The organism is Rhizobium sp. P1_C7, assembly GCF_056406295.1.
In genome coordinates this window covers 1-13,081 of the sequence record NZ_JBFUAL010000040.1, presented here as the reverse complement: position 1 = coordinate 13,081, position 13,081 = coordinate 1, and the positions used below count along the sequence as shown (strand labels likewise).

Annotated in this window: 10 protein-coding genes and 2 pseudogenes; 4 read left to right on the top strand and 8 right to left on the bottom strand. The window is 57.4% G+C overall.

Annotated elements, in window-relative coordinates; translation table 11 throughout:
• Positions 1-930: 930 nt before the first annotated feature.
• Positions 931-2,109 carry a glycosyltransferase family 4 protein gene (locus tag AC1D2R_RS30935; protein WP_477973512.1) on the bottom strand — a complete coding sequence of 393 codons (1,179 nt, stop codon included), beginning with the start codon at positions 2,107-2,109 and terminating at the stop codon, positions 931-933.
• A 239-nt stretch (positions 2,110-2,348) separates the two neighbouring features.
• On the opposite strand from AC1D2R_RS30935, the gene AC1D2R_RS30930 reads away from it, so the two are divergent.
• Positions 2,349-2,717 carry a phosphomannose isomerase type II C-terminal cupin domain gene (locus AC1D2R_RS30930; protein ID WP_477973511.1) on the top strand — a complete coding sequence of 123 codons (369 nt, stop codon included), beginning with the start codon at positions 2,349-2,351 and terminating at the stop codon, positions 2,715-2,717.
• 124 nt (positions 2,718-2,841) lie between these two features.
• Positions 2,842-2,972 (top strand): annotated as a pseudogene (locus AC1D2R_RS30925) (IS66 family transposase zinc-finger binding domain-containing protein); the annotation flags it as partial.
• A 120-nt stretch (positions 2,973-3,092) separates the two neighbouring features.
• On the opposite strand, the gene AC1D2R_RS30920 reads toward AC1D2R_RS30925, so the two are convergent.
• From AC1D2R_RS30920 to AC1D2R_RS30910, 3 genes are all read right to left on the bottom strand, one after another.
• Positions 3,093-4,517 carry a phosphomannomutase gene (locus tag AC1D2R_RS30920; RefSeq protein WP_477973510.1) on the bottom strand — a complete coding sequence of 475 codons (1,425 nt, stop codon included), beginning with the start codon at positions 4,515-4,517 and terminating at the stop codon, positions 3,093-3,095.
• Between the two features lie 174 nt (positions 4,518-4,691).
• On the bottom strand, positions 4,692-6,119 hold the full coding sequence (locus AC1D2R_RS30915) for a mannose-1-phosphate guanylyltransferase/mannose-6-phosphate isomerase (RefSeq protein WP_477973508.1): 1,428 nt from the start codon (positions 6,117-6,119) through the stop codon (positions 4,692-4,694).
• A 581-nt stretch (positions 6,120-6,700) separates the two neighbouring features.
• The gene (locus AC1D2R_RS30910) at positions 6,701-7,156 is read right to left on the bottom strand and encodes an Lrp/AsnC family transcriptional regulator (protein ID WP_477973507.1); all 456 of its coding nucleotides are present in this window, start codon (positions 7,154-7,156) and stop codon (positions 6,701-6,703) included.
• Positions 7,157-7,286: 130 nt separating this feature from the next.
• Between AC1D2R_RS30910 and alr the strand changes: the two genes are divergently transcribed.
• Together alr and AC1D2R_RS30900 are read left to right on the top strand one after the other, a co-directional pair.
• Positions 7,287-8,408 (top strand): alanine racemase, encoded by a 1,122-nt coding sequence (gene alr / locus AC1D2R_RS30905; RefSeq protein WP_477973506.1) that lies wholly within the window; start codon positions 7,287-7,289, stop codon positions 8,406-8,408.
• 23 nt (positions 8,409-8,431) lie between these two features.
• Positions 8,432-9,685, top strand: a complete 1,254-nt coding sequence (locus tag AC1D2R_RS30900) for a D-amino acid dehydrogenase (protein WP_477973504.1) — start codon at positions 8,432-8,434, stop codon at positions 9,683-9,685.
• Between the two features lie 50 nt (positions 9,686-9,735).
• On the opposite strand, the gene AC1D2R_RS30895 is transcribed toward AC1D2R_RS30900, so the two are convergent.
• The 4 genes and pseudogenes from AC1D2R_RS30895 to AC1D2R_RS30880 all read right to left on the bottom strand — a co-directional run.
• Complete coding sequence (locus tag AC1D2R_RS30895) at positions 9,736-10,848, bottom strand: ABC transporter ATP-binding protein (RefSeq protein WP_477973503.1); 1,113 nt, start codon at positions 10,846-10,848, stop codon at positions 9,736-9,738.
• Positions 10,849-10,851: 3 nt separating this feature from the next.
• A complete protein-coding gene (locus tag AC1D2R_RS30890) occupies positions 10,852-11,742 on the bottom strand; it encodes a carbohydrate ABC transporter permease (protein ID WP_477973531.1) in 891 nt (296 codons plus the stop codon).
• A gap of 50 nt (positions 11,743-11,792) precedes the next feature.
• Complete coding sequence (locus tag AC1D2R_RS30885; RefSeq protein WP_477973501.1) at positions 11,793-12,746, bottom strand: carbohydrate ABC transporter permease; 954 nt, start codon at positions 12,744-12,746, stop codon at positions 11,793-11,795.
• 88 nt (positions 12,747-12,834) lie between these two features.
• Positions 12,835-13,081: pseudogene (locus AC1D2R_RS30880) on the bottom strand (sugar ABC transporter substrate-binding protein); the annotation flags it as partial.

The window sequence follows — 13,081 nt, the reverse complement described above, 5'->3', positions numbered from 1 at the left end:
TGCGGTAGGCGGGACGTCTGCACGCTCGGCGGGCGCGTCGTCGACGGTTTCTTTTGTCAAGGCGGTCTCTCGGCACTCGGCATCTGCCGGGAACCGGCCACGCAGCGCAGATTCAGTGTTTTGGACGGCCTCAGCCGTTATGTCTTCTTCAGAGCTGTTCGGTGATGGGAGCGTTCCGTCAACCACCCATGGTTTTAGAGCTCATCCCTTCAATCGCCGGACCGCCATTCTGCCCCTGAGCGCGGCTACGGGAGGCGCACCAAAAAAATCAACGCGATGGCTGGCAGATTCTCGCTTGGCACTGACGGCTCGCTCGTATGTTGGCCGTGCGAGGAATGCGAACGACGGTGGTTTGCACTGTGATAGGCCGTGAACTAGCCGGCTTCATGCGGGTGCGAGTGAGGCGAAGCGCTCAGAATAGGTCACTGCAGCGAACTTGTACTTCGCGTATGGGCGGAGGCAGGATAACTGAAGGGGAATATCCGTCAGACGCTTTGGGGCGGGCATTGAACAACGCCCGCAGTAAGATAGGACCAGCCCCCTGGACGCACAATCCAGAACGGCCCAACCGCGCATCAGAGCTTGATCACCGACGTCCTTAAGTTCCGCCTCCACCATACGCGATCACTATGCACGTCGTTCTTTGAGCGGATGGTTCCTCGGTCCAAAACAATGACAAAGGACATCAGATGTTGGCAACGCTGTTTCTAACAACGATCGTCCATGCTGGATTGGAGCTGAAACGAACCGTGTCATGCAAACGGTTTCAGACCGTTGATGCCGCAACAATCAGCGGCAGAAAAATGTCACCTGACGACAAATTCGTATTGACGCTCCTCAATTAAGGCCCGGAACGAGGTGGCGTCTTCGAGATGGAACGCCAGTTTCTGCCCCGGCAGATATCGCGATTCACAAGATGCTTTCAGTAGATTACACTTGTGGACGGGCACCAGCTTTAGCTAACGAGCGGACCGATTTGGGGCCAATCGCCGCTGCGTTGCCATCAAATAACTCGAGATATAAATCGGTGTAGGCCTTCGCCATCCTGTCTGCTGTGAAATTGGCACTGTAGCGCGCCCTCGCATTCCGACCATACTTGGCCACAACCTCTGTGTCATTCGCGAGAGCCTCCATCGCTGCCGATAGTAACGTTGGATCCTGTGGCCGAATAACTATACCGGTTTCCGCGTTCACGTTGACGTAGCTGGTGCCTGTCCCTATTTCACAGGAGATCATAGGCTTGCCGTGCATCGCAGCTTCGACAAGTGATAGTCCAAAAGCTTCCGAGCGCAAGTGGGAGGGAAAAACTAGGCCCGTGCTGAGATCAAGAAGCGCGGACTTGTCCTCATCCGTCAACGCCCCGAGAAAATGCACGTTGGAGAGATGGTGCGCCTGCGCATATTCCTTGAGTGACGCTTCCATTTGCCCCTCCCCGATCAGCAGAATATCTAGTTTCGTCTGCTTTGCAGCCTGCAAAAGTATGTGAACACCCTTATAATAACGGAGGACACCAGCAAAAAGAAAGAATGACCCGGGAAACCTCTCGAGCCAGCGTGCCTTTACCGCTTCAGAGGCACGGGGATAATCCTGCTCATCTAGCCCAAGGGGAATGACAATGGTTTTGGCCATATAGCGCTGCAATACGTCGCTAGTCGCCACGTAGTTCGGTGATGTGGCCACAATCCTGTCAACACTTGTTAGAAAGCGGTGCATGAGCGGCTTGTAAAGTTGCAAGAGAAACCGTTGTTTGACAATGTCAGAGTGGTAAGTAACGATACTTGGCTTCTTCAGGCGCGCGGTGAGATGAACAAGATCCATCATGGGCCACGGAAAGTGATAATGCACTATGTCGGCTTTATCGCTTAGCTCTCGAAATCGGCCAAAGGCATCACGCGAAAATCCTGTTGACGCAAACTCGAAATCGAGCTTGGCTTTGTGAGCAATGCTTCCGCCAAACTCGCAGGTATTCTGTTGTGGCACGCGGCTAAGTGAGAGAACGTCGGATTGAACCCCGTATTCCGAGGTCCCCTTGGCAATTGCATGGATCGTCCGCTCAACTCCGCCAAAACTATCGGGCCAATATGTCTTGAAGAAATGTAGTACCCGCATTTCCACCCCGATCCAGATCGCTTTCTCCGGTCTTCTTCGCTCAGTCAATTCGGTCCGCGCGACGTATTGCGCAAGGCTAGGCTGCTGTCCAACCGTATCAAGGATACCAAATTCGGATCCGGTATAAACAAAGCCGGGGAAAAATGGCAGTCCCTTTCACAATCAAACTAACGTGCCTTGAATGAGGAGCAGAAGTATACTAATCGCGCGATCAGACGTGACGCAATGGGGAGCAATTCATGCAGTCTGGCAGCCTCTACGAAATTGGTGACAATGATCAGCGTCCGTGGGGTACATGGCATGTCCTAGATACTGGTGAGGACCACGTCGTCAAGCGCATTGTAGTCAATCCTGGTGAGCGCCTCTCCCTCCAATATCACAACTACCGATCAGAGCGTTGGACCGCAGTATCCGGGCAAGGCATTGCCGAAGTCGATGGAACGCACCACATGTTTGCGCTCGGGCAAACCGTCGAAATTCCGCTCAAGGCGACTCATCGTGTCGCCTGTACGGGAGACCAGCCGCTTATCTTTATCGAAATCCAATACGGTGAGTTGTTGGACGAGAACGACATCGTTCGCCTTAGCGACGACTATAGCCGGGCTTAGGAGGATATCGGGCGGTGATGCATGCATAGGAAGGAGCCGATGCTCCTGAAAGCACCACAAGCAATCAATCGAGGTGCACTTCCCGGCATTGTGCCCGTATCGAAGAACTGGCCAGCCGATCTAGGCCTGCGGTGGATGTCTACACTGTATTGAGGAAGGTGCGTCGGACAGGCTGGACGTGATTTCTGCGAGTTTCGCGTCATTGTCACCCATTGTCCCAAGTATGCATGTCGCGCCCGTACCGAGGACGTCGTTTAGGCTCCGGATCCAGCACGTCCTAATCTAGGGGACCGTTGGTGGCGAAGCCGCCGGCCATAATCACTGGAACGATCGTTTGCGTCATGTGGCGTGTCCTCGAATGGTTTATCTGGTCCATCAGTTTGCGTCCGCCCACTGGCGGATGCGTCCGAGCCCGGCGGCCAGCAGATCGGCAGCTTCAGTCTCCGTTTTTGCTTCGACGTAGCAACGCATCTCCGGAGCATTTCCGGAGGGTCTCAAATGGACGATCCGGCGATCCCGCAGCGTTACCCGTAGGCCGTCSATGTCGCTGRCGCTGTCCACCTCGCCGAGCGGCTGCAGAAAGGCGGCAATATTTTCAGAACCTGCGCGCAAGTGCGCCATCAGGCGGGCACTTGTTTCAACGGGAAAGTTCTCGAGCCGGTCGGCTGCTGCAAASGGAAGGTGGTAGGCCGAAGTSAYCTCCGACACGGGCTGTTTTCTCGACGCTGCCAGCGACAGGGTCGCGAGTATCGGCAAAAAGCAATCCCGCGTCGGGAGTGCACGCAGCTCCTGATCGTTGACGGAAAAAGTGCTCGCCGTCAGCACGCCGCCATTCGCCTCGAAGCCGGCGACGCCGTCCCGACCGGCMGCGAGCGCCTCCTGCATGCCGGCGATGACGAAGGGAGAGCCGACGCGTGTGCGGATGACATTGAAGGTTCCGGCAGWCTCGATGCCGGAATTGGAGGTGACAGGCGTCACGACATATTTGGCGCCGAGAAAGTTGGCGGTGATCAGGCCCARCACGTCTCCGCGCAACGGCAGGCCGGTCTCATCGGCAACAAGCGGACGGTCACCATCGCCATCGGCCGAAACGATTGCGTCGAGGCCGTATGTCTGCGAGGCCTCCTTGAGGAGCGAAATSGTTTCCTCGGCGACGGCCTCGGTGTCGACCGGGATGAAGCTCTCCGAGYGYGCGAAGGCAATGACATCAGCGCCGAATTGCGCCAGCAGATCCACCAGCAGGTCGCGCGCCACGGTGCTGTGCTGGTAGACACCGACCTTCAGGCCAGCGAGCGCATCCTTGTCCAGCAGGCGGGCGTTGCGATCCGAAAAGAGWGCGAGGCATTGCGCGGACCKRTCCTCGGCCTGGCCGTTGCCCGGCGTGAAAACGAARCCGGAGCGMTCGAGGSCTGCKGCAGCTGASGTAATCGCCGCCTCRTCGGCCTTGTCTATTTCGCCGTCSGGCCGATAAAACTTGATGCCGTTSCGGTCGGCAGGAATGTGTGAGCCTGTCACCATCAGGCAGGCGGCATTTTCCTGCAGGCCATAAARGGCCAGTGCCGGCGTCGGCAAGGTCCCGCAGTCGGCAACCGCAAAACCCAGCCCGCTCAGCGCATCGACGCAGTTACCGGCAATCTCTGGGCTTGAATCACGAAAATCGCGGCCGACCAGGATCGTAGCGCCRSGATTKACCCGCCCGCTGTCCAASAGATAGCGGCCAAACGCGGTCGCATAAAGCGCAGAGGCGCGGCCCTTCAGGTCCTCAGAAAGGCCGCGAAGCCCGCTTGTCCCAAATTTCATCCTTTAAAAGCCCCGAATTGGTACATTTTGAAAAGCACACAAACTTTGCAAATTAATGGCTATCAACATCGATGGGCTGACTTCGTGACGTCAGGGGCCATCGGAAGTCAGCCTTCGATGATCCATCCGCTCTTTATGAGCGACGGCTTCGTTGAACGTTGTATTTGCGTGTATTTAAACGCGGCCAAAATCGTCCACAATGCGTACAATGTCATCCTCGCCAAGGTAGGATCCGGTCTGGACCTCGATCAATTCCAGCGTAATCTTGCCTGGGTTTTCAAGTCGATGAACTTCCCCCAGCGGGATATACACCGACTCGTTTTCACGTAGCATCTGCACGCACTCGCCGACTGTAACTTCAGCAGTTCCTTTGACAACGATCCAGTGTTCTGATCGGTGGTGGTGCCTTTGTAGAGATAGTTTTTGACCGGGCGTAACGAAGATCCGCTTCACCTGGAATCGGTCGCCGTTCAGGATCGAGGTGTAGCCACCCCACGGGCGATACGACGTCGGGTGGACCTCTGTCAACTTCGAGGTTGTAGAAGAGCTTGCCAACGTTTTGACAATTTGTCCAACCAGCTGGCTGTCTTTAAGGCGACCCACGTACACTGCGTCTTCACTCGCAACGACTGCTACGTCTTCCATACCCTGTACAACCAGATGAAGGCCATTGGTCATAACAAGCGAATTGCTGGTCCCGACCAGTGTCGCTCCACCGGCAGTGACGTTGCCATTGGCGTCCTGGTTTCCCGCATTGCGGACCGCGTCCCAGCTACCCATGTCTGACCACTTAAATGTGGAAAGCACGACGGCGGCTTTGGATGTCTTTTCCATCACCGCGTAGTCGATGGAGATGTCGGGGCTACTTGAAAAGTGGGCGGCGTCGAGGCGAGTGAAATCAAGATCACGCGATGCGTGTGCAACCGCATTGGCCGCGGCATTCAACACGTCAGGCTGATGTTCGCGCAGCTCGCCCAACAACTCTACAACCGGAAACATAAACATTCCGGAATTCCAGACGAAGCCACCATCTGCGACCATCTTCTCGGCCTCATGCAGGGGAGGCTTTTCCACAAAGGACTCTACTGCATATGCTCCACCGTCAAATGCGGTGCCAATCTGAATGTAGCCGTATCCGGTGGCGGGCTCACTAGGCATGATCCCGAAGGTCACTAGTTTCCCCGTCGCGGCAGTATCGCGCGCTAGGCGGATGCACTCAAAGTAAGTGTCGTCTGCAACGATATCGTGGTCGGATGCGAGCATTTGAATACTGGCCCCCTCGCCAAAGAGGTCAAGGACGATTGTCGCAGCCGCAGCAACGGCAGCAGCGGTGTTGCGTGCAACCGGCTCTAAGATGACGGCTGCAAGCGGAATATCGAGTTCCCGTGCCTGCTCTGCGACAAGGAAACGAAAATCTTCGTTTGTCACGACTATCGGCGCTTCATACAGTTCCGGGTTGGACGCCCTCAGAAGCGTTTCCTGGAAAAGCGTGCGATCCCCGATGAGCTTAATGAATTGCTTCGGTGCAGCCGCACGCGAACGAGGCCAGAGCCTGGTGCCCTTACCGCCGGCCATGATTACCGGCACGATCTTGCTACTCATTGACTGTCTGCTCCATGCGTGGCGCTGCCGCTGTGGGCCTAGCATTCTTGGGATTTATTTCGTTGCTCGACCCGGAAACTCCCGGCTGTTTAAATTTAGGCTCCCACGACGCACTAAACGGGCGGGCCGCGCAGGAATACGAACCACCCTGACCCGAAACGCTATCCCAATCCCCATTTCCGCAACCCCAGGCTATCGAGCTGGGTTTAGCCAAAGGTGAACCCGATGTAAATCAGCCAACGCAGTTATTCACCACTCGCGTAGGGGGATCGAGAGCTGCGTTTTTTTGAAGTCGGTCGACTGATCATATTTTGGGTGCGGCGTCGCATTTTGCTACCGGAGCTCCGGTGTGGCTTCTGTTCACCGCTTCCAAAAGTCATTCCTGGTTTCTTCCCTTGGCATCGCTGCTACTAAATTCCCAGTCATTCCACTACGTCCAAGCGTCAGCTTGTAGGGAGGCAATTCACCTTTTTGAGATTTCCTCGGCGCTTCTCTCCTGAATTTGTTCGTGCGCGTTGATGCGATTTTAGTCAGTGTCGGATCTTGGACACGTTGGTGAGGCTTGGGTATCGCATGCCCCGTTACTTTCGTTGGACCGTCTTCAGCACATCGCGAATTGCGAAACTCGAATGGATGCGTGCCACTCCGGGGAGTGTCGATAGGATGTCCTTGTGGATCCGCTCGAAGTCCCGCGCGCTCTCGACCTCGACCTTCAGGATGTAATCTGATCCCCCTGTCATCAGAAAGCACTCCTGAATTTCAGGATGCCTGCGGATGGCTGCCTCGAAGCGGTTGAGATGCTCTTCCGTCTGTCGCTCGAGCGTTATGTTGACGATAACAGCCATCGCGTCGTCGCTGTCAGCAGTGCCGACCAGAGCGGTATAGCCGCGTATGTGACCGGATTGTTCAAGCTTGGCGATCCTGCGCAGGCAGGCTGAAGGCGAAAGGCCCACTTCCGCGGCCAAGGCCGTATTCGCAATCCGAGCATTGAGCCTCAGCAGCCGCACGATGTTGCGATCGATTGCATCAAATTCCACGCGCACGAATCCTCTCTTTCGCGCCTGATTATTCTTCTTTTGCGCCTTCTTTGCAATATCTGTGATCCAATCAACCGGATATTGCTCGATTGTTTCGCTATGCTCGCGGTGCGCGATTCAGGGGAGCGAGATGGACGCCAGCACTGCAAACAATATGGACGAGTGCGCGCTGTCGGGCATTCTCTCGATTGATCTTGACGCTCTCAAGGCCAATTACCGGCTACTCGCAGCCGAGGTTTCTCCAGCCATCTGCGGAGCTGTTGTCAAGGCGGACGCCTATGGGCTGGGGGCCGATCGTGTCGGCCCTGCCTTAGTGGAAGCCGGATGCCGGAATTTCTTTGTCGCCCACCTTGTCGAGGCAAAAAATCTCAAGCGATATCTGCCGCGCGAGGCAAAGATCGTAGTCCTAAACGGTGTTCTGCCAGGCGGCGAACCCTATGCTGCCGCTAACGGTTTCATCCCGGTTATCAACTCGCTGGCGCAGTTGGCTAATTGGTCGCTGGAGGCCGGGCGCTACGGCGCACCCCTTCCCGCCGTGCTGCAGTTCGACACCGGCATGTCACGGCTAGGGTTAGGCGCGAATGAGGCGGCTACGATCTGCAGCAATCCTGACCTCCTGCGCAATGTCGATGTGCAATTCATCATGAGCCATCTCGCAAGCGCCGACGAGTGCCTTAACCCGCAAAACACCGGCCAGCTTTCAGCGATGCGAACCGTTGCGGCGCGTTTCCCTGATGCGCGTGTCTGCCTCGCCAATTCGGGCGGGATCTTTCTTGGGGCCGATTTCCATGGCGCCATGGCGAGGCCCGGCTTGGCGCTCTACGGAGGAATTGTCAGCGATGTCATCCGCAATCCGACGAGGCCGGTCGTCAGCCTCAGCGTCCGGGTTATTCAAACGCATACAGTGCCCGAGGGAACGCTTATCGGATATGGCGGCAGTCATCGCGCTTCCGTTGAGATGCGGTTGGCCACCCTTGCGGCGGGCTATGCGGACGGACTGCCGCGAAGCCTCAGTTCCAGCGGTGCTGCCTACGCGTTCGGTCATCGTCTGCCGATCGTCGGACGCGTCTCCATGGACAGCATGACGATCGACATCAGTTCCCTGCCAGAGGATGCTCTCCATCTCGGCAGCCTCGTCGAGTTGATCGGGACGCATCAAACGCTTGAGAATATCGCCAGTGATGCCGGAACGATCTCCTATGAAATTCTGACTGGACTGGGTCAGCGTTATCACCGCCAATACATTCAATAAAAGCATTCATAACAGGGGTTACCATGAAAGTGACAGTTCTCGGCGCCGGCGTTATCGGCGTCACGAGCGCGTATTACCTCGCCAAGGCCGGACATGAGGTCACGGTCATCGACCGGCAGACCGGACCCGCGCTCGAAACAAGCTTTGCCAATGCCGGCGAAGTCTCTTTCGGCTATTGCTCGCCATGGGCCGCCCCCGGCATCCCTCAGAAAGCCCTCAAATGGTTGTTCATGGAGCATGCGCCGCTGGTCCTGCGGCCGAAGGTCGACCTTGCCATGCTTTCCTGGATGGTGAGGATGCTCGCAAACTGCACCGCCGAGCGCTACGCCATCAACAAATCGCGCATGCTGCGGCTGGCGGACTACAGCCGCCTTTCCCTTGGTGAATTGCGTTCGGAGGGCGGCATTGCCTATGACGAGCGCATGCAGGGGACCCTGCAGCTGTTTCGCACCCAGGCGCAACTCGATGCCTGCGCCAAGGACGTCAAGGCGCTCGCGGCAGATGGTATCCCTTATGAGGTGTTGGACCGCGAAGGGTGCCTTCGCGTCGAGCCGGCGCTGAGGCACGTCAGCGATCGGATCGTGGGCGGCCTCCTTACTCCGAAGGACGAGACCGGTGACTGTTTCAAGTTCACCAATGCGCTCGCCGCAAAGTGCCTCGAAATGGGCGTCGTCTTCGACTATCAGCGCACGATCAAGGGCATTCAGGTCGAAGGCGGCGAGGCGCGGGGCGTCGTCACCGATCGTGGCGCTATTGCTTCCGATTCAATCGTCGTGGCACTCGGCAGCTATTCACCGCTACTCCTGAAGCCGCTCGGCATAGCGCTGCCTGTCTATCCCGTGAAGGGCTACTCGCTGACCATCCCGATCACCGACGCATCGCGCGCGCCTGAATCCACAGTGATGGACGAGACCTACAAGATTGCGATCACGCGTCTCGGAGACCGGATCCGTGTCGGCGGCATGGCCGAGATTTCGGGCTACACGAACGACCTCGGCCCTGCCCGGCGCCGGACGCTCGAGCATTCCGTGACGGATCTTTTCCCGGGTGGAGATGTAACCAAGGCCAACTACTGGTGCGGGCTTCGGCCGATGACCCCGGATGGGACGCCGGTGATCGGCGCCACCAAGATCCGCAACCTGTTCCTCAACACTGGCCATGGCACCCTTGGCTGGACCATGAGCACGGGATCGGCGCGTGTCCTGACCGACATCGTCAGTGGCAGAAAAGCCGACATCGAAACGGCGGACCTGGCTCTCGCCCGCTATCGGAATTAAAAGGCCGGGTCGCTGACGACCCGGCACTCACATAGTCTCTTGAATGGTTTCTATGCGATCCGCTGCTGGCTCTGCGGGTCGAAATAGACTGCCTTGTCGAGGTTGAAGGCAAGGCGCGCGGTTTGACCCGCGGTGATGTGGATGTCGGCGCGCAGCCGCGCGACGGCTTCCTTGCCCCCAAGCTTCGTCACCGCGAAGGTATCGGAACCGGCAGGTTCGACGACCTCGATGAGGCAGTCGCCCTCTGCGAGCGATCGGGCATTGCGATCGGCACCATCCGGGTCCGTCAGCGCCTCCGGCCGGATGCCGAAGATAATCTCCTTGCCGACATAGCCGGCAAGGCCGCTCAGTTGCGGCAAGGCAAGGCTCAGGGGTGCCGCATGCGGCCTTTCAAGCGATACATGAAGTCCCTTGCTGTCGGTGCCGACCGTCGCAGTCAGGAGGTTCATGGCCGGAGATCCCATGAAATCGGCGACAAAGAGATTGGCCGGATTGTTGTATATCTCAGCCGGCGTTCCGAACTGCTGTACCTCGCCGTCCCGCATGACGGCGATCTTGGTCGCAAGCGTCATCGCCTCGATCTGGTCGTGAGTGACGTAGACGATGGAGGTTCCGGTCGCCTGGTGCAGGCGCTTGATCTCGATTCGCATGTCGACACGAAGCTTTGCATCGAGATTGGAGAGAGGCTCGTCGAACAGGAAAAGTTTGGGATCCCGCACGAGCGCCCGACCCATGGCAACGCGCTGGCGCTGGCCGCCCGACAGCTGGCTCGGCTTGCGATCGAGAAGATGGCCGATCTGCAGGACCTTGGCGACCTTGTCGATCGCCTTCTTGCGTTCTTCTGCCGGGACGCCACGCATCTCCATGCCGAAGGATATGTTTCCTGCAACCGTCATGTTCGGATAGAGCGCGTAGCTCTGGAACACCATGGCGATGTCGCGCTTTGAGGGATGGAGATCATCAATCGCGCGTCCATCGACGCGGATCTGGCCTTCGGTGATTGTTTCCAGACCGGCAATGGTGTTGAGCAAGGTCGACTTGCCACAACCGGAAGGGCCGACGAGAACAAGGAAGCCACCCTTGTCCAGTTCAAGATCGATTCCCTTGAGGATCTCGACCGAACCGAAGCGTTTCCTGAGGCCGGATATTTCGAGAAAAGCCATTGATTATCCTTTGACAGCGCCCGCCATCAGCCCGCGAACGAAGTAGCGGCCGGCGAGAATGTAAACGAGGAGTGTGGGCAATGCGGCGATCATCGCGGCGGCCATGTTGACGTTGTATTCGACGACACCCGTCGAGGTGTTGACGACGTTGTTCAGCGCGACAGTCATCGGCATGGACTCTCCCGTGCCGGCATAGGCAGAGGCAAACAGGAAGTCGTTCCAGATGTTGGTAAACTGGTAGATGACAGTCACGACAATGATCGGCAGCGAGTTCGGCAACATGATGCGCCGGAAGATCTGGAAGAAGCCTGCGCCATCAACCTGGGCAGCCTTGACCAGTTCGGTCGGGAAGGCTTCGTAGAAATTGCGGAAGAACAGCGTCGTGAAGCCGAGGCCATAGACGACGTGGACGAACACCAGGTTTACGGTCGGATTGCCGAACCCAAACGACGAGCCCGTCATGTTTTGAAGTGTTGTCCCGAAGCGGCCGAGTGCACCGAGGATGGTCGCCATCGGCAGCAGCACCGACTGGAACGGGATAAAACAGGCAAACAGCATCAGGCCGAAGATCAGAGTATGGCCCGGAAACCGCCATTTTGTCAGCACGTAGCCATTAAGCGCTCCGAGAATGGTCGAGATCGCCACTGCTGGGACGACCATCTTGATCGAGTTCCAGAAATAGCCCTTGATGCCGGCACAGGTGAGGCCAACGCAGGTTTCACCCCACGCCTTGAACCAGGGATCGAGCGTAGGAGCCTTTGGCAGCGACAGCATGTTGCCGTTCTGGATCTCGTCCATCGTCTTGAATGAGGTCACCAACATGACAAAGAGTGGCATCAGATAAACAACCGCAAAGATCAGGAGGAGCCCGTAGATGACGATGCGATTGAGCATTCGTGCATTGGCGGTGCGGCGCTCAGCGCTGCCGGAGGAAACGATGGCGCTCATCGCGATTTCTCCCGCAGTTCGGAATAGAGATAGGGAACAATGATCGCCGTGATCGTCATCAGCATGATGATCGCGCTCGCCGAGCCGACCGCCATCTCGTTGCGCTTGAATGTGTACTCGTACATGAAGTTGGACGGCAGCCAGGCTGATCCGCCAGGACCCCCCGATGTCAAAGCGACAACAAGGTCGTAGGATTTGATCGCCATATGCGCAAGCACGATGAAGGCCGACAGAAAGACCGGTCTAAGCATCGGGATGACAATGCGCCGATACAGCTGAACGGTGGACGCGCCGTCGATCTGGGCGGCCTTCATGATCTCGCCGTCGATACCGCGCAGACCCGCCAGGAACATCGCCATGACAAAGCCCGACGCCTGCCAGACGCCGGCGATCACCACGGTGTAGATGACGAAATCCTTGTTCTTGATCCAGTCGAAGTGAAAGCTCGTCCAACCCCATTGATGCAGCGTCTGCTCAAGGCCGAGACCGGGATCGAGGAACCATTTCCAGGCAACGCCGGTGACGATGAAGGACAAGGCCATCGGATAGAGATAGATGGGCCTGAGCAGCCCCTCGCCGCGAATCTTCTGGTCCAGCAGGATCGCCAGGAACAGTCCAAGCGCCAGACAGATGCCGACATAGAGAAAGCCGAAAATACCCATGTTGGTAATCGAGGTGTACCAGGAAGACGGCGGATTACTCTCGAAGGTCCAGCGCCAGAGCCGTTGATAGGCCCGTGGCCCCGTCAGCACATAGGAGGGGAAGGTCTTCGAATTGGTGAAGGACAGATAGGCAGTCCAGACAATGAAGCCATAAACAAAAATCACTGTGACGGCGAAACTCGGCGCAAGCACGATCTTCGGCAAGGCATCCTGCAGACGGGAGCGGATGGAACTGCGTATTCTGCGCTCCGACGTCAGGTTGATTTCGGGGGTCGCGACGGTGGTCATGATGTTCGTCCCCTCCCAGGGCCGTATCCGTGTCTCAAAACACCTCCCCCGCCTGCGCGGGGAAGGCTCTTGTTCGATGAACTATAGCTTACTTGGCGTCGTCGATTGCCTTGACGAGTTCTTCGACGGCCTGGTCGGAGGTCGTGATCTGGCCATGGACGAACTTCGACACGACATCCTTGTAGGCGTTGGCGACTGCCGGGGGAGCGCCGTAGCCCTGCGCCAGCGAGCCAAACAGCGTACCGCCTTCGTTGGCAGCCTTGAGATCGGCAATGCCCTTCTTGCCGCAGGCGTCGAAGTCGGTATCGGGAACGTCGGTACGGGCCGGAACCGAG